The sequence below is a fragment of the Vagococcus sp. WN89Y genome, from assembly GCF_052220145.1.
In the GTDB taxonomy this organism is placed as follows: Bacteria; Pseudomonadota; Gammaproteobacteria; order Enterobacterales; family Enterobacteriaceae; genus Kosakonia.
In genome coordinates this window covers 46628-63586 of sequence record NZ_JBQPOM010000060.1, presented here as the reverse complement: position 1 = coordinate 63586, position 16959 = coordinate 46628, and the positions used below count along the sequence as shown (strand labels likewise).

The 16959-nt window shown below is 53.6% G+C and carries 14 protein-coding genes; 10 read left to right on the top strand and 4 right to left on the bottom strand.

From position 1 onward, the window contains the following. Positions 1-159: 159 nt before the first annotated feature. Both pta and ackA read right to left on the bottom strand, forming a co-directional pair. The gene (gene pta, locus ACTU3N_RS17085; RefSeq protein ID WP_443087319.1) at positions 160-2283 is read right to left on the bottom strand and encodes a phosphate acetyltransferase; all 2124 of its coding nucleotides are present in this window, start codon (positions 2281-2283) and stop codon (positions 160-162) included. A 93-nt stretch (positions 2284-2376) separates the two neighbouring features. After that, a complete protein-coding gene (gene ackA / locus ACTU3N_RS17080; RefSeq protein WP_443087318.1) occupies positions 2377-3579 on the bottom strand; it encodes an acetate kinase in 1203 nt (400 codons plus the stop codon). A 338-nt stretch (positions 3580-3917) separates the two neighbouring features. On the opposite strand from ackA, the gene yfbV reads away from it, so the two are divergent. From yfbV to ACTU3N_RS17060, 4 genes are all read left to right on the top strand, one after another. Next, positions 3918-4373, top strand: coding sequence for a terminus macrodomain insulation protein YfbV (yfbV, locus tag ACTU3N_RS17075; RefSeq protein ID WP_443087317.1), 456 nt, complete (start codon positions 3918-3920; stop codon positions 4371-4373). A gap of 148 nt (positions 4374-4521) precedes the next feature. Then, a complete protein-coding gene (locus ACTU3N_RS17070; protein ID WP_443087316.1) occupies positions 4522-5016 on the top strand; it encodes a YfbU family protein in 495 nt (164 codons plus the stop codon). A 10-nt stretch (positions 5017-5026) separates the two neighbouring features. Then, positions 5027-5686, top strand: a complete 660-nt coding sequence (locus ACTU3N_RS17065) for a sugar phosphatase (protein WP_443087315.1) — start codon at positions 5027-5029, stop codon at positions 5684-5686. Positions 5687-5756: 70 nt separating this feature from the next. Then, positions 5757-7589 carry an SLC13 family permease gene (locus ACTU3N_RS17060; RefSeq protein WP_443087314.1) on the top strand — a complete coding sequence of 611 codons (1833 nt, stop codon included), beginning with the start codon at positions 5757-5759 and terminating at the stop codon, positions 7587-7589. Positions 7590-7621: 32 nt separating this feature from the next. Here the strand turns inward: ACTU3N_RS17060 and yfbR are convergent, their stop codons facing one another. Further along, on the bottom strand, positions 7622-8221 hold the full coding sequence (gene yfbR / locus ACTU3N_RS17055; RefSeq protein ID WP_443087313.1) for a 5'-deoxynucleotidase: 600 nt from the start codon (positions 8219-8221) through the stop codon (positions 7622-7624). Positions 8222-8301: 80 nt separating this feature from the next. Next, positions 8302-9516 carry an alanine transaminase AlaA gene (alaA, locus tag ACTU3N_RS17050; protein ID WP_443087312.1) on the bottom strand — a complete coding sequence of 405 codons (1215 nt, stop codon included), beginning with the start codon at positions 9514-9516 and terminating at the stop codon, positions 8302-8304. 951 nt (positions 9517-10467) lie between these two features. On the opposite strand from alaA, the gene lrhA reads away from it, so the two are divergent. The 6 genes from lrhA to nuoF all read left to right on the top strand — a co-directional run bounded on the left by lrhA (position 10468) and on the right by nuoF (position 16895). Continuing rightward, entirely contained in the window at positions 10468-11406 is a 939-nt protein-coding gene (lrhA, locus tag ACTU3N_RS17045) for a transcriptional regulator LrhA (protein WP_443087311.1), read from the top strand. 626 nt (positions 11407-12032) lie between these two features. Continuing rightward, positions 12033-12476: an NADH-quinone oxidoreductase subunit NuoA gene (gene nuoA / locus ACTU3N_RS17040; protein WP_443087310.1), complete on the top strand. Its 444-nt coding sequence runs from the start codon at positions 12033-12035 to the stop codon at positions 12474-12476. 15 nt (positions 12477-12491) lie between these two features. After that, a complete protein-coding gene (nuoB, locus tag ACTU3N_RS17035) occupies positions 12492-13166 on the top strand; it encodes a NuoB/complex I 20 kDa subunit family protein (RefSeq protein WP_443087309.1) in 675 nt (224 codons plus the stop codon). Positions 13167-13267: 101 nt separating this feature from the next. Continuing rightward, positions 13268-15058, top strand: coding sequence for an NADH-quinone oxidoreductase subunit C/D (gene nuoC, locus ACTU3N_RS17030; RefSeq protein ID WP_443087308.1), 1791 nt, complete (start codon positions 13268-13270; stop codon positions 15056-15058). Between the two features lie 2 nt (positions 15059-15060). After that, the gene (nuoE, locus tag ACTU3N_RS17025) at positions 15061-15561 is read left to right on the top strand and encodes an NADH-quinone oxidoreductase subunit NuoE (protein WP_443087307.1); all 501 of its coding nucleotides are present in this window, start codon (positions 15061-15063) and stop codon (positions 15559-15561) included. Further along, on the top strand, positions 15558-16895 hold the full coding sequence (nuoF, locus tag ACTU3N_RS17020; protein ID WP_443087306.1) for an NADH-quinone oxidoreductase subunit NuoF: 1338 nt from the start codon (positions 15558-15560) through the stop codon (positions 16893-16895). The genes nuoE and nuoF overlap by 4 nt, the downstream gene beginning before the upstream one ends. Positions 16896-16959: the final 64 nt, after the last annotated feature.

Genomic DNA, 16959 nt, shown 5'->3' with positions numbered 1-16959 from the left:
TTATAGTAATGCGGCGATGCTGAAACTACCGCCGAGGAGGGAACGGGAATATGAAAGGGAAGTGAGGCAAAAAAGGCCGAAATATCCTGTTAAAAACAATGCCGGTCACCTTAAGTGACCGGCATTAACCGTTAAGGTCGCCTTTTTTGTTCTCGCAGATTACTGCTGAGAGGCCTGAATCGCCGTCAGTGCGATGGTATAAACGATATCGTCTACCAGCGCGCCACGGGACAGGTCGTTAACCGGTTTGCGCATACCCTGCAGCATCGGCCCGATGGAGATCAGGTCGGCAGAGCGCTGTACCGCTTTGTAAGTGGTGTTACCAGTGTTCAGGTCCGGGAAGATGAACACGGTCGCGCGGCCAGCCACCGGCGAGTTCGGCGCTTTGGATTTGGCGACGTCTGCCATCACCGCAGCGTCATACTGCAGCGGGCCATCGATAACCAGATCCGGGCGTTTTTCCTGCGCCAGACGGGTCGCTTCACGCACTTTCTCAACATCGCTACCCGCGCCGGAGTTACCGGTAGAGTAGGAGAGCATTGCCACGCGCGGCTCGATACCAAAGGCAGTTGCGGAGTCCGCAGACTGGATAGCAATCTCAGCCAGCTGCTCAGCGGTCGGATCCGGGTTGATAGCGCAGTCGCCGTAAACATAAACCTGTTCCGGCAGCAGCATAAAGAACACGGAAGAGACCAGCGAGCTGCCCGGTGCGGTTTTAATCAGCTGCAGCGGCGGGCGAATGGTGTTCGCGGTGGTGTGAACAGCACCGGAAACCAGGCCATCGACTTCGTCCTGCTCCAGCATCAGCGTACCGAGCACCACGTTGTCTTCCAGCTGCTCGCGGGCGACGGCTTCGGTCATGCCTTTGCTCTTACGCAGCTCAACCAGGCGCGCAACATAGCTTTCACGTACCACTTCCGGATCGACGATTTCGATACCGGCACCCAGCTCAACGCCTTGCGCCGCAGCGACACGGTTGATCTCTTCCGGATTACCCAGCAGCACGCAGGTCGCGATACCGCGCTCGGCACAGATGGCCGCCGCTTTCACGGTACGCGGTTCGTCGCCTTCCGGCAGCACAACACGTTTGCCGGCTTTGCGCGCCAGCTCGGTCAGCTGGTAACGGAACGCAGGCGGAGAGAGGCGGCGGCTCAGCTCGGACGTCGCGGTCAGAGAATCAATCCACTGGGCATTGATATAACCGGCAACATATTCCTGAACTTTCTCGATACGCTCGTGGTCATCAACCGGCACTTCCAGGTTGAAGCTTTGCAGGCTCAGCGAGGTCTGCCAGGTGTTGGTGTTGACCATAAAGACCGGCAGGCCGGTGGCAAATGCGCGTTCGCACAGTTTGCTGATGCTGGCGTCCATTTCGTAACCGCCGGTCAGCAGCAGCGCACCGATTTCCACGCCATTCATTGCCGCGAGGCACGCGGCAACCAGCACGTCCGGACGGTCTGCGGAAGTCACCAGCAGGGAGCCTGGGCGGAAGTGTTCCAGCATGTGCGGAATACTGCGCGCACAGAAGGTCACGGATTTAACGCGGCGAGTTTTGATATCACCTTCGTTGATGATGGTCGCATTCAGGTGACGCGCCATATCGATAGCACGCGTGGCAATCAGATCGAAGCTCCACGGCACTGCGCCCAGTACCGGCAGCGGGCTGGATTCCTGCAAGGTCGCCGGATCGATATTGACCACTTTCGCTTTTGACGAATCATCAAAGATCTCGGACAGATCCGGGCGGGTACGGCCCTGCTCATCAACCGGCGCATTCAGCTTGTTAATGATAACGCCTTTGATATTGGTGTTTTTCGCGCCGCCGAAGCTGTTACGCGTCAGTTCGATACGCTCTTTGAGCTGCTCTTGCGTGTCAGTTCCCTGCGACATCACGAACACGATTTCGGCATTCAGGGTCTTGGCAATTTCAAAGTTCAGCGACTGCGCGAACTGGTGTTTACGGGTCGGCACCAGGCCTTCAACCAGCACCACCTCTGCGTCTTTGGCGCTTTCGTGGTAGCGTGCGATTATCTCTTCCATCAGCACATCTTTCTGGTTGCCGGAGAGCAGTGACTCAACGTGGCTCATCTTCAGCGGTTCAGCGGCCGGCAGGCCAGAGTTTGCACGCACGATGGCGGTGGTCTGGTCGGGTGCATCGCCGCCCGCGCGAGGCTGGGCAATCGGTTTAAAGACGCTCAAACGGACGCCTTTGCGTTCCATAGCGCGGATAACGCCAAGACTGACGCTGGTCAGGCCGACGCTGGTTCCGGTAGGGATCAGCATAATAATACGGGACACGGTTAATCCTCTTTCGTTACCGTCGTCATCGACGGGTTACAAAACAGCACCGCCAGCGTTGGCTGGCGGTGTAAGCAATCAGGCGGTCAGGCGGCTCGCATCTTGTGCAATAACCAGCTCTTCGTTGGTCGGGATAACGATAGCCGGACGGGTGCCTTCTTTATTGATAAAACCGGATTTGCCGAAACGCGCGGCCAGGTTACGTTCGTGATCAACTTCGAAGCCCAGAACGCCCAGTTTGCCCAGCGACAGTTCGCGCACCATCGCCGCGTTTTCACCGATACCGCCGGTGAAAATCACCGCATCCAGACGACCGTCCATCAGCGCAGTGTAAGAACCGATGTATTTCGCCAGGCGGTGGCAGTAGACGTCCATCGCGCGTTTTGCGTCTTCTTTGTCCTGATAATTATCTTCTACATAACGGCAGTCGCTGGTGACTTCGGTCAGACCGAGCAGGCCAGACTCTTTCGTCAGCATTTTGTTGATGGCTTCAACGCTCATGCCCAGCGTATCGTGCAGGTGGAACACGATAGCCGGATCGATATCACCGGAACGCGTACCCATCACCAGACCTTCCAGCGGGGTCAGACCCATAGAGGTATCAACGCATTTACCGTTACGGATAGCGGAAACAGAACCACCGTTGCCCAGATGGCAGGTGATAATATTCAGCTCTTCAACCGGTTTGTTCAGGACTTTCGCAGCTTCCTGAGTCACATAGAAGTGGCTGGTGCCGTGTGCGCCATAGCGGCGGATGCCGTGCTCTTTGTACAGTTTGTACGGCAGGGCATACAGGTAAGACTCTTCCGGCATCGTAGTGTGGAACGCGGTGTCGAACACGGCAACGTTCTTATCTTTCAGATTCGGGAAGGATTTCAGTGCTTCGGCGATACCAATCAGGTGAGCCGGGTTATGCAGCGGTGCAAAAGATGCAGCATCTTTGATACCCTGAATAACGGTCTCATCAATAATAACGGATTTGGTATATTTTTCGCCACCGTGCACGATACGGTGACCAATTGCGGTCAGCTGTGCAGACAGTTCTGGTTTTTGTGCCAGAATAGTGTTAACGATAAAGTTCAGCGCTTCGCTGTGAGCGGCACCTGCACCTAAAGCCGCTTCTTGTTTGCCGCCATCAATTTTCCACTTGATGCGTGCTTCAGGAAGGTGGAAACATTCGGCTAAACCAGAGAGGTACTCGTCACCGTTCACAGCATCAAGGATTGCGAATTTCAGTGAGGAGCTACCGCAGTTCAGAACCAGTACTAACTTACTCGACATGGAAGTACCTATTTATGATACGTGGCTAAAAAAAAGTCAGTGGGTCGCACAGCGTAGCGCAGGTTGACGCTGACATTTATGATTAACATCATGTCAGGACAAAATTTTGACATGATGAAAAGAATACATAAGATTTTAAGCTATTTTGCGCAATTTTCAGGCAGTGTCATAATGCGCTAAAATTTGACGAATTATAGATGATCGTCTAATAGCCCGGTTCCAGGCTGCCACAGGATACCCGATAGGTGGTCTGAATGACAAAAAATTTTAATGTCGTTACTCACAGTTGTTGTTTTGCACAATTTTTTTAATATTTATATGTGAAGTTGAGGTAAACCATGTCCACTTCCGACAATCGCCCCGTCAGTTTCTTTAGTTTATTTCGTCGCGGGCAGCACTATTCGAAGTCCTGGCCTATGGAAAAACGCCTCGCTCCGATGTTTGTTGAGAACCGGGTTATCCGGGCCACGCGTTACGCCATCCGTTTTATGCCGCCGCTGGCGGTGTTTACCCTGTGCTGGCAAATCGCGCTGGGCGGTCAGCTTGGGCCTGCCGTTGCGACCGCGCTTTTTGCGCTGAGTCTGCCGATGCAAGGACTGTGGTGGTTAGGCAAGCGCTCGGTCACGCCGCTGCCGCCGTCTATTCTGCACTGGTTTTATGAAGTGCGCGGCAAGCTGCAAGAAGCAGGGCAGGCGCTGGCGCCGGTAGAAGGGAAGCCCGATTATCAGGCGCTGGCTGACACGCTTAAACGTGCGTTTAAGCAGCTGGATAAAACGTTCCTTGACGAGCTGTAAAACCTTTTTCAACCTCTCTATAAAAGAAGACATCAAAAATGTCTTCTTTTTTTATTTAACACCCCGGCAAATCAAGAAAGCTATCGTTTTCAGCCTGTAAACTCGTTTTAACTTATTTAAACGCGGCGAAGCGCCCAGGAGTCGAAAGATGGAAATGACCAATGCCCAACGTCTGATCTTATCCAATCAATATAAAATGATGACCATGCTGGACCCGTCCAATGCAGAACGCTATCGCCGCCTGCAAACCATTATTGAGCGTGGTTATGGCCTGCAAATGCGCGAGCTGGATCGCGAGTTTGGCGAGCTGACAGAGGAAACCTGCCGCACGGTGATTGATATCATGGAGATGTACCACGCGCTGCATGTCTCCTGGACCAACCTGAAAGATGCCGATACCATTGATGAACGCCGCGTAACCTTCCTCGGTTTTGATGCCGCCACCGAAGCGCGCTATCTCGGTTATGTGCGCTTTATGGTTAACGTGGAAGGCCGCTACACCCATTTCGACGCGGGCACGCACGGCTTTAATGCCCAGACTCCGATGTGGGAGAAATATCAACGTATGCTGAAAGTGTGGCATGCCTGCCCGCGTCAGTATCACCTGAGCAGTAACGAAATTAATCAGATTATTAACGCCTGAGGAGGTATGTGTGCAGTGTAAAGGATTTCTGTTTGATCTGGATGGCACGCTGGTGAATTCCCTGCCCGCCGTCGAGCGGGCCTGGTGTAACTGGGCTGACAGGTTTGGTATCGCACACGATGATGTGCTGAGTTTCATCCACGGCAAACAGGCTATTACCTCGCTGCGCCATTTTATGGCGGGAAGTACGGATGCGGAGATAGCGCAGGAATTTACCCGCCTTGAGCAAATTGAAGCGCAGGACACCGATGGCATCACCGCGATGCCGGGGGCGATTGCGCTGCTCAATCATCTGGATGCCTCAGGCATTCCGTGGGCTATTGTGACGTCCGGTTCCGCGCCGGTTGCCCATGCGCGCCACCGCGCTGCAGGTTTACCCGCGACAAACGTGTTTATCACCGCCGAGCAGGTCAAACGCGGGAAACCGGAGCCGGATGCCTGGCTGCTGGGCGCAAAGCTGCTTGGTCTGCCGCCAACAGAGTGCGTCGTGGTAGAAGATGCCCCGGCAGGTATTGTTTCTGGCCTGGCGGCGGGCTGCCATGTGATAGCGGTGAATGTCCCGGCGGCAAGCCCCCGGCTGGACGAGGTGGATTTTACGCTCACCACCCTGGAAGCGTTGTCGGTGACAAGGCAGCCTGACGGAACGGTGGCGGTGACACTTAACGCGTAAACTTTTAAGCCCCGCCTGTGTGGGGTTTTTTATCGCGCTGTTTCTCTTAATTAACTCACAAGGATTCGTTGTGAACGGTGAACTGATTTGGGTTTTGTGTTTGCTGGGCGTAGCGGTTGTTCTTTTTGCCACCGGAAAAGTGCGTATGGATGCGGTGGCGCTGTTTGTCATTGTTGCGTTTGTACTGAGCGGCACGCTGACGTTAACCGAAGCGTTTTCCGGCTTTAGCGATCCTAACGTGGTGCTTATCGCCGCGCTGTTTATCATCGGCGAAGGTCTGGTGCGCACCGGGGTCGCCACCAATGTGGGCAGTTGGCTGGTGCAGATGGCGGGCAGCAGCGAAACGAAAATGTTGGTGCTGCTGATGATAACGGTGGCCTTTCTCGGTGCCTTTATGAGTTCCACCGGCGTGGTGGCGATTTTTATCCCGGTGGTGCTGAGTGTGTCGATGCGCATGCAAGCCTCGCCATCGCGCCTGATGATGCCGCTGAGCTTTGCCGGGCTAATCAGCGGCATGATGACCCTTGTGGCCACGCCGCCAAATCTGGTTGTTAATAGCGAGTTGTTGCGCGAAGGGTTACAGGGTTTTGGCTTTTTTAGCGTCACACCGCTAGGGCTGGTGATTTTACTGCTTGGCATCATTTATATGTTGCTGATGCGTTTTATGCTGGCAAGGGAAAGTGACAGCACGCAGCATGAGAGCTGGAAGCGTCGTACCTTCCGCGATTTGATTAAAGAGTATCACCTGACCGGGCGCGCACGTCGCCTGGCGATACGCCCCGGTTCGCCGCTAATCGGCCAGCGGCTGGATGATTTACGTCTGCGCGAGCGCTATGGCGCGAATGTGATTGGTGTCGAACGCTGGCGGCATTTTCGCCGGGTTATCGTTAACGTTAACGGTGTCTCCGAGTTCCGCGCCCGCGATGTGTTGCTGATTGATATGTCCGCTGCCGAGGTGGATTTGCGCGAGTTTTGCGCCGAACAGTTGCTCGAACCGATGATCCTGCGCGGCGAGTACTTCTCCGATCAGGCGCTGGATGTGGGGATGGCGGAAGTTTCGCTGATCCCGGATTCAGAACTGATCGGCAAAACGGTACGGGAGATAGCGTTTCGTACCCGCTATGGTTTAAATGTTGTCGGCCTCAAACGCGACGGCAAAGCGCTCCAGGGGGCGGTCACCGATGAAAAACTCCAGCTGGGCGATGTCTTTTTGGTGGTTGGCAACTGGAAGCTTATCAGCCAGCTGGCGACGCTCGGGCGTAACTTCGTGGTGCTGAATTTACCGGTGGAGGAGAGCGCGGCGTCCCCGGCGCACAGCCAGGCGCCGCATGCCATATTCTGCCTGATGCTGATGGTAGCGCTGATGCTGACCGATGAAATCCCTAACCCTGTCGCTGCGATCATTGCCTGCATGCTGATGGGGAAATTCCGCTGTATCGATGCTGAAAGCGCCTACAAGGCTATCCACTGGCCGAGTATTATTCTGATCGTCGGTATGATGCCTTTTGCGCTGGCGTTGCAAAAAACCGGTGGTGTGGATCTGGTAGTGAAAGGGCTGATGGATGTCGGCGGCGGCTACGGGCCTTATATCATGCTGGCCTGCTTGTTTGTGATGTGTGCGGTGATTGGGCTGTTTATTTCAAACACCGCAACTGCGGTACTGATGGCACCCATTGCGCTGGCTGCGGCGAAGTCGATGGGCGTGTCGCCGTACCCGTTTGCGATGGTGGTGGCGATGGCCGCTTCCGCCGCGTTTATGACGCCGGTCTCGTCACCGGTGAACACGCTGGTGCTGGGACCGGGGAATTACACCTTCAGCGACTTTGTGAAAATGGGTGTGCCGTTCACGCTACTGGTGATGGTGGTGTGCGTGCTATTGATACCGGTGTTGTTTCCATTTTAACGCGTTTGCCGGGCATGGCCCGGCAGCGCCATTTACAGCGAAGAATCCTGGCTTATTTCATCCAGCGACAGCAGAAAACTTGGCACAAATATTTGCATAAAATAGTCCATTTCCGGGCTGCGCCGGGCATCCAGCGTTTTCTCCAGCCGCGATTTCGCCAGTCTGAATTCATTGTTGCCTGCCGACAGCTCCTCCAGGCATTTTAAATACGCGCACAGCGCATCTGCCTGCTTGACGAGGGATTTTTCCTCTTCGCTATAGTGCTGTTCATCGATCAAGGGCGCAAAAATATCCTGTAATTCTTCCGGCACCATTTCGACCAGTTTTTGCTGGGCAATTTTCTCAATGGCTTTATATTCCTGGGCAATCTGCGTGTTGAAATATTTCACCGGCGTCGGTAAGTCGCCCGTTAGCACTTCAGATGCATCATGGTACATCGCCAGCAGCGCGATGCGCTCGGCATTCACCTGACCGCCGAACTTGCGGTTTTTAATCGCCGCCAGCGCGTGGGCAACCATCGCGACCTGCAGGCTATGTTCAGACACATTTTCGGTGCGGACATTGCGCATCAGCGGCCAGCGATTGATAAGTTTCAGGCGGGAGAGATGGGCGAAAAAATGACTCTGACTCATAGTTAACCTTGTCTGTGACTGCGACCTGAGTCATTGTGCGCAGAGAGTCGGGGAAGATGCAAATCCTCCCCGCGTCATGCTTACTGATGATAACCCGAGAGGAAACGCCCGAAGCGGCTGATGGCCATTTCAAGGTCATCTTCGCGCGGCAGCGTCACGATGCGCACATGATCCGGCCACGGCCAGTTAAAGGCGGAACCCTGCACCAGCAGAACTTTCTCCTGCAACAGGAAGTCGAGCACCATTTTCTGGTCGTCGTGGATATTAAAACGTTTGGCATCAATTTTCGGGAACATATAGAGCGCGCCGTTGGGCTTCACGCAGGAAACGCCGGGGATATCGTTAATCAACTCCCACGCGCGGTTGCGCTGCTCGTACAGGCGACCGCCCGGCACAATAAACTCGCTGATGCTCTGATAGCCACCCAGCGCCGTCTGGATTGCGTGCTGCGCCGGAACGTTGGCGCACAGGCGCATCGATGCCAGCATTTCCAGCCCTTCGATATAGCCTTTCGCGTGTTTTTTCGGCCCGCTGAGTACCATCCAGCCCTGGCGGAAACCGGCGACGCGATAGGTCTTCGACAGGCCGTTAAAGGTAATGGTAAACAGATCCGGTGCCAGCGCAGCGATCGAGTGGTGCTCTGCGTCGTCATACAGGATCTTGTCATAGATCTCATCGGCGAAGATTATCAGGTTATGCTGGCGTGCGATCTCAACGATTTCCAGCAGCAGTTCTTTTGAATAGACCGCGCCGGTTGGGTTGTTCGGGTTGATTATCACAATGCCGCGGGTACGCGGGGTAATTTTCGCGCGGATATCGTCAAGGTCCGGAAACCAGTCAGAAGATTCATCGCACAGATAGTGCACGGCTTTGCCGCCGGAGAGCGACACGGCGGCCGTCCACAGCGGGTAATCCGGTGCCGGAACCAGCATTTCGTCACCGCTGTTCAACAGCGCCTGCATTGATTGCACAATCAGCTCAGAGACACCGTTGCCGATATAAATATCTTCCACCGTCACTTCACGCATGCCACGAGCCTGGTAGTGCTGCATGATGGCTTTGCGCGCGGAGTAGAGCCCTTTCGAATCGCAGTAGCCTTGCGCGCCGGGCAGGTTGCGAATCACATCAACCAGAATTTCATCGGGCGCTTCAAAGCCAAAAGGGGCAGGGTTGCCGATATTGAGCTTAAGAACTTTGTTGCCTTCTTCTTCCAGGCGCTTCGCTTCTTTCAGCACCGGGCCACGGATGTCATAACAGACGTTGTCTAATTTGCTGGATTTTTCAATGGAGAACATGAACCTTTGACCTTTTGCTATGTTTCGCCGCTGCCTGCCGTGGCAGTGAACACCGAACAATGTACTCCCCCGCCGGTCTGTTTTGAAGGGTTAGCAGACGAAGATTTTGCCCAAACCCGGTAATATATGGCGTTTATAAAGCTGGATGTTTTGCTTAAAATTGCGTAATTCAACCGATAAGCGTTTTATTGATGGTTGTTAATGTTAGCAATTGCATTCAGGGTATTATTTTATACTGATAACGACCGTTTGTAGCGCAGGGTATCCAGGCGTTCAGGGTGGGAATGCAGCACATTCATTCGAAAATTGTGAATAGTGACGGGTGAAAATCATTTTTATTGGAAGAGGGCAAATGTGTTCACTGTGAATGTATTGTTAAGTGTTATTAATAGTTCGTACTTATCTTAATTAATAGCTATTTAATATTGAGAATGGTTACGATCATTCTCACTAATATTAATAAGATTAGTTTGCATGTCATGACAATTCCTGACTTAAGATTATTCGCAATAATGCTTATAAATATAAAGGTTTTAGGTTAAACTCGGAGGCAACAAAAGATGTGGTGATGAAAAGCCATAAGCCGGATAAGGTCTATTTTTTATTTTTAGTTAATTGTTATTGCTGGGTTTTACTCCTGAATGGTCATATAAGCTGATTGTATATGACGGGTGGGTTATGGATGGCCGCGAATGTTTCAACAAATGTTTTCTCCTTAATAAGGAGAAACACGTTTTAGCATGGTTGATATATCCAAAAGGAATGGGAGTATGCAATTTATAGTGATTAAGTTCGGCTTACATAAGTTAGCGAACTATAAACACCAGAACTTACAGTCAGGCTGTCCAGCCATGACTTTGCTGGATGCACCTTTAAAATGGAATTAGTTAATCTTACGAGCACAGCATAAACCCGGGTATCCGCGCGCGAGCAACCCGTAAGTGAAAAATTATGATAAATGCAAATCGTCCGATACTGAATCTCGACCTCGATCTGCTCAGAACGTTCGTTGCGGTCGCAGATCTTAACACCTTTGCTGCGGCGGCGGCCGCAGTGTGTCGCACCCAGTCCGCTGTGAGTCAACAAATGCAGCGACTGGAACAGCTAGTGGGAAAGGAACTTTTTGCCCGTCATGGTCGTAATAAACTCTTAACTGAGCATGGCATCCAGTTATTAGGCTATGCGAGAAAGATCTTACGTTTCAATGACGAAGCATGTACATCGCTAATGTTTAGCAACCTTCAGGGGGTGCTAACGATTGGCGCATCTGATGAATCTGCCGACACAATATTACCGTTCCTGCTTAATCGTATTAGCTCGGTATATCCGAAGCTTGCGCTTGATGTGCGCGTGAAACGTAATCCGTTATCAGGCGACCGCCTGCAGGACCATGATGTTGATTTGGTGGTGACAACGCACCGGGCCGGGCATTTTGACAGCCTGACTTTGCGTACCTCTCCCACGCACTGGTATTGCTCTGCGGAATATGTGCTGCAAAAAGGCGAGGCGGTGCCGCTGGTCTTACTCGACGAACCTAGCGCGTTTCGCGATATGGTCATTGAGGCCTTAAATAAGGCCGGTATTCCCTGGCGCATGGCCTATGTTGCATCAACGCTCTCCGCGGTCAAAGCCGCCGTCAAAGCGGGGTTGGGCGTGACGGCGCGGCCTGTCGAGATGATGAGCCCTGATTTACGCGTCCTGGGCCGCACAGATGGCCTGCCGCTGCTGCCTGACACAGAATATTTGCTCTGCTGCAACCCTCATAGCCAGAACGAACTCGCGCAGGTTATTTTCCAGGCGATGGAACACTACCAGAATCCGTGGCACTACGGCGGAACTACTCCTGATGAGGGAGGGGATTCCCTTATTACTGCCGGGGATTTTAGCTAACAAATCGGCTAAAATCTGGTAACAAAATGTAAGCGCTAAAATGAACCGGTGGCCGGTAAAACGCTGGCAACGGTTCTTTTTTTGTATAAATTATAATCGGAATGATTTTTGTTCACATAATTCATTCTTTCTATCAATAAGTTATCCTCCATCTCAGCAGAACCCTCTTTTATCATCTATAGTCTCACATGCCTGCAGTTCATGTTAAAAATCAAGTTCTTTTGTTGCCGTTTTTTCCGATGAATTAACAAAAGCGTGTCTCAGATCAAGAAAATACTCCTGTAGAGGGGGAGGAATCCGCGCCAAATCCTGTCAAAATAAGCGGGTAATAAGGAGAGAAGCTCCTGGCGGACACGATTCAACACCCGCCGCATTTGCGGGAAAATTTAAGGCTGTTTAAGAAAACGGCATTAAATGTTAATGAATTTCTGCCGATGTTAACTAATGTGAGGAAACCTTTGTTAAAGTTGACAAAAGGTTATAGAAAGGAGTAAAAACCCACATCGTTTTGCTGTTTTTGTCTTTATACACAGTGAAAGTGTGGTTTTTTATTCCTCCCCGTGAATCGATGTAGCGCCATCTGCCAGCAAGAGCAGAGGTTGTAGCGCTACCTTTTGAGTTAAGCAATGCGTATGTCAACATCCACTGAAATCATCGCTCATCACTGGGCATTCGCTATCTTTCTTATTGTCGCCATCGGCCTGTGCTGCCTGATGCTCATAGGGGGCCGTTACCTGGGTGGCCGCGCACGCGCGAGGCACAAGAACGTTCCCTTCGAATCCGGCATCGACTCCGTTGGTTCCGCTCGCTTACGTCTGTCCGCCAAGTTTTACCTGGTGGCCATGTTCTTCGTCATCTTTGACGTTGAAGCGCTCTATTTATTCGCATGGTCAACCTCCATTCGCGAGAGTGGTTGGGTCGGTTTTGTCGAAGCTGCAATTTTTATTTTAGTGCTGCTGGCAGGTCTGGTTTATCTGGTGCGAATTGGTGCGCTGGATTGGACGCCCGCGCGTTCGCGCCGTCTGCAAACCAACCCTGAGACTAACAGCTACACTGATCGTCAACGCTAACCGCGAGGCAATAAGATGGATTATACGCTCACCCGCATAGATCCTAACGGTGAGAACGACCGTTACCCCCTGCAAAAACAGGAGATCGTAACTGACCCCCTGGAACAAGAAATCAACCGCAGCGTGTATATGGGCAAGCTCGAACATGCGCTGCACGATATGGTTAACTGGGGGCGTAAAAACTCAATTTGGCCTTATAACTTTGGGCTTTCATGCTGCTATGTCGAGATGGTGACGTCATTCACTGCGGTGCATGACGTTGCGCGTTTTGGTGCGGAAGTATTGCGTGCCTCGCCGCGTCAGGCTGACCTGATGGTGGTTGCCGGTACGCCGTTTACCAAAATGGCACCGGTTATTCAGCGCCTCTATGACCAGATGCTGGAGCCGAAATGGGTTATCTCCATGGGCGCCTGCGCGAATTCTGGCGGCATGTACGACATCTATTCCGTGGTGCAGGGCGTCGATAAATTTATCCCGGTGGATGTCTATATCCCCGGCTGTCCGCCGCGCCCTGAAGCGTATATGCAGGCGCTGATGCTGTTACAGGAATCGATTGGAAAAGAGCGCCGTCCGCTCTCCTGGGTGGTCGGCGATCAGGGCGTTTATCGCGCCAATATGCAGTCTGAACGTGAGCGTAAGCGTGGCGAACGCATTGCCGTAACCAATCTTCGTACGCCGGACGAGATTTAATTTGCGCCTGCGGGTAATGGAAAGTACTTCGCATTTCAATAATCCAATAACGCGAAGCCATACCCGGCAGTCACCACGGAACTTTTGCAATGGTGAACAATATGACCGATTTAACTGCGCAAGATGCCGCATTGCAGACCAGGGATCATATGGACGATCCGGTCATTGGCGAATTGCGCAACCGTTTTGGGCCGGATGCCTTTACTGTTCAGGCGACCCGCACCGGGGTACCCGTCGTTTGGGTAAAGCGTGAGCAATTGCTGGAAGTTGGCGATTTTCTTAAGAAACTGCCAAAACCTTACGTCATGCTGTATGACTTACACGGCATGGACGAACGTCTGCGTACGCACCGCGCCGGGTTACCCGCCGCGGATTTTTCCGTTTTCTATCATCTGATTTCCATCGATCGCAACAGCGACATCATGCTGAAAGTGGCGCTGTCTGAAAACGATCTGCATGTGCCGACCTTTACCAAACTCTTCCCGAACGCCAACTGGTACGAGCGTGAAACCTGGGAGATGTTTGGTATTACCTTTGACGGTCACCCGCACCTGACGCGCATCATGATGCCGCAGACCTGGACGGGACACCCATTGCGTAAAGATTATCCGGCGCGCGCAACCGAGTTCGATCCGTTTGAGCTGACTAAAGCGAAGCAGGATCTTGAAATGGAAGCGCTGACCTTTAAGCCAGAAGACTGGGGCATGAAACGCGGCACGCAAAACGAGGACTTTATGTTCCTCAACCTCGGCCCGAACCACCCCTCTGCGCACGGTGCGTTCCGTATTATTCTTCAGCTGGACGGCGAAGAGATTGTCGACTGCGTACCGGATATCGGCTATCACCACCGTGGTGCTGAGAAGATGGGCGAGCGCCAGTCCTGGCACAGCTACATCCCTTATACCGACCGTATCGAATACCTCGGCGGCTGCGTCAACGAGATGCCGTATGTGCTGGCAGTGGAAAAACTGGCAGGCATTGCCGTGCCGGATCGCGTCAACGTTATCCGCGTCATGCTATCGGAACTGTTCCGCATCAACAGCCACCTGCTGTATATCTCGACTTTTATTCAGGACGTGGGCGCGATGACTCCCGTCTTCTTCGCCTTTACCGATCGGCAGAAGATTTACGATCTGGTCGAAGCTATCACCGGTTTTCGTATGCACCCGGCCTGGTTCCGCATCGGCGGTGTGGCGCACGACCTGCCGCGCGGCTGGGATCGCCTGCTGCGTGAGTTCCTCGACTGGATGCCAAAACGCCTGGCTTCCTACGAGAAAGCCGCGCTGCGCAACACCATCCTTAAAGGCCGCAGCCAGGGCGTTGCCGCTTACGGCGCGAAAGAGGCGCTGGAGTGGGGCACCACCGGTGCTGGCCTGCGCGCGACGGGGATTGATTTCGACGTGCGTAAAGCGCGCCCCTATTCTGGCTATGAAAACTTTGACTTTGAAGTGCCGCTGGGCGGCGGCGTCAGCGACTGTTACACCCGCGTGATGCTGAAAGTCGAAGAGCTGCGCCAGAGCCTGCGTATCCTTGAGCAGTGCCTCAACAACATGCCGGAAGGCCCGTTCAAAGCCGATCATCCGCTAACGACGCCGCCGCCAAAAGAGCGCACGCTGCAACATATCGAAACCCTGATTACTCACTTCCTGCAAGTGTCGTGGGGTCCGGTGATGCCGGCCAACGAATCCTTCCAGATGATTGAGGCAACCAAGGGTATTAACAGTTACTACCTGACCAGCGACGGCAGCACTATGAGCTACCGTACCCGTGTGCGCACCCCGAGTTTTGCTCACTTGCAGCAAATTCCGTCGGCAATTCGCGGCAGCCTGGTATCCGACCTGATCGTTTATTTAGGTAGTATCGATTTTGTTATGTCAGATGTGGACCGCTAATTATGCACGAGAATCAACAACCACAAACCGAGGCTTTTGAGCTGAGTGCGGCAGAGCGTGAGGCAATTGAGCACGAAAAGCACCACTACGAAGACCCGCGTGCGGCGTCCATTGAAGCGCTGAAGATAGTTCAGAAGCAGCGTGGCTGGGTACCGGACGGCGCGATTCATGCCATCGCTGACGTGCTGGGCATCCCGGCGAGCGACGTCGAAGGCGTGGCGACATTCTACAGCCAGATCTTCCGCCAGCCGGTTGGTCGCCATGTCATCCGCTACTGCGACAGCGTGGTGTGCCATATCACCGGCTACCAGGGCATTCAGTCGGCCATCGAAAGCCATCTGAAGATAAAACCAGGCCAGACTACCTTCGACGGCCGCTTTACGCTGCTGCCGACCTGCTGCCTGGGTAACTGCGACAAAGGCCCGAACATGATGATTGACGAAGATACGCACAGTCATCTGACGCCGGACGCAATCCCTGACTTACTGGAGCGGTATAAATGAAAAACATTATCCGTACTCCCGAGACCCACCCGCTAACCTGGCGTTTGCGTGATGACAAACAGCCGGTCTGGCTGGAGGAATACCAGAGCAAAAACGGCTATGCGGGCGCGCGTAAAGCGCTGACCGGCATGGCGCCGGACGAAATAGTCAACGCGGTCAAAGACTCCGGTCTGAAAGGCCGCGGCGGCGCAGGCTTCTCCACGGGTCTGAAGTGGAGCCTGATGCCGAAAGACGAGTCCATGAACATCCGTTACCTGCTGTGTAACGCGGATGAAATGGAGCCGGGCACATATAAAGACCGCCTGCTGATGGAGCAACTGCCGCACCTGCTGGTGGAAGGTATGCTTATCTCGGCCTTCGCGCTGAAAGCCTATCGCGGCTACATCTTCCTGCGCGGTGAATATATCGAGGCGGCGGTGCACCTGCGTCGCGCCATCGCCGAAGCCACCGAAGCGGGGCTGCTGGGTAAAAATATCCTCGGCAGCGGTTTTGACTTTGAGCTTATCGTGCATACCGGCGCCGGGCGTTATATCTGCGGTGAAGAGACCGCGCTGATTAACTCGCTGGAAGGCCGCCGCGCAAACCCGCGCTCCAAGCCGCCGTTCCCGGCGACCTCCGGTGCCTGGGGTAAACCGACCTGCGTAAATAACGTCGAAACCTTATGTAACGTGCCGGCAATTCTGGCGAACGGCGTCGAATGGTATCAAAACATCTCTACCAGCAAAGATGCTGGCACCAAGCTGATGGGCTTCTCCGGGCGGGTAAAAAACCCGGGCCTGTGGGAGCTGCCGTTCGGCACGACCGCGCGTGAGATTCTGGAAGATTACGCGGGCGGCATGCGCGATGGCCTGAAATTCAAAGCCTGGCAGCCGGGCGGTGCGGGCACCGACTTCCTGACCGAAGCGCACCTTGATCTGCCGATGGAGTTCGAAAGCATCGGCAAGGCGGGCAGTCGTCTGGGGACGGCGCTGGCGATGGCCGTTGACCATGAGATTGGTATGGTCGGCCTGGTTCGCAACCTGGAAGAGTTCTTCGCCCGCGAGTCCTGCGGCTGGTGTACGCCATGCCGCGATGGTTTGCCGTGGAGCGTAAAAATTCTGCGAGCGCTGGAGCGTGGCGAAGGCCAGCCGGGCGATATCGAAACACTTGAGCAACTGTGTCGATTCCTCGGGCCGGGTAAAACCTTCTGCGCACATGCGCCGGGTGCTGTTGAGCCGTTACAGAGCGCGATTAAATATTTCCGCGAAGAATTCGAAGCGGGGATCAAACAGCAGTTCAGCAATACCCATGCGATTGGCGGGATCCAGCCAAATCTGCTGAAAGCGCGCTGGTAATTGTGCTCACTCGCCCATTTGCGAGAGCTGGAAAAATTTCGATTAATGCCTGAGAAGTAACCAA

Bases quoted from the DNA above. Each gene is read 5' to 3' on its own strand.
- nuoB (WP_443087309.1), top strand. From the start codon at position 12,492: ATGGATTATACGCTCACCCGCATAGATCCTAACGGTGAGAACGACCGT.
- alaA (WP_443087312.1), bottom strand. From the start codon at position 9,516: ATGTTCTCCATTGAAAAATCCAGCAAATTAGACAACGTCTGTTATGAC.
- nuoA (WP_443087310.1), top strand. From the start codon at position 12,033: ATGCGTATGTCAACATCCACTGAAATCATCGCTCATCACTGGGCATTC.
- yfbR (WP_443087313.1), bottom strand. From the start codon at position 8,221: ATGAGTCAGAGTCATTTTTTCGCCCATCTCTCCCGCCTGAAACTTATC.
- ackA (WP_443087318.1), bottom strand. From the start codon at position 3,579: ATGTCGAGTAAGTTAGTACTGGTTCTGAACTGCGGTAGCTCCTCACTG.
- pta (WP_443087319.1), bottom strand. From the start codon at position 2,283: ATGCTGATCCCTACCGGAACCAGCGTCGGCCTGACCAGCGTCAGTCTT.
- yfbV (WP_443087317.1), top strand. From the start codon at position 3,918: ATGTCCACTTCCGACAATCGCCCCGTCAGTTTCTTTAGTTTATTTCGT.
- lrhA (WP_443087311.1), top strand. From the start codon at position 10,468: ATGATAAATGCAAATCGTCCGATACTGAATCTCGACCTCGATCTGCTC.
- nuoF (WP_443087306.1), top strand. From the start codon at position 15,558: ATGAAAAACATTATCCGTACTCCCGAGACCCACCCGCTAACCTGGCGT.
- nuoC (WP_443087308.1), top strand. From the start codon at position 13,268: ATGACCGATTTAACTGCGCAAGATGCCGCATTGCAGACCAGGGATCAT.
- ACTU3N_RS17070 (WP_443087316.1), top strand. From the start codon at position 4,522: ATGGAAATGACCAATGCCCAACGTCTGATCTTATCCAATCAATATAAA.
- nuoE (WP_443087307.1), top strand. From the start codon at position 15,061: ATGCACGAGAATCAACAACCACAAACCGAGGCTTTTGAGCTGAGTGCG.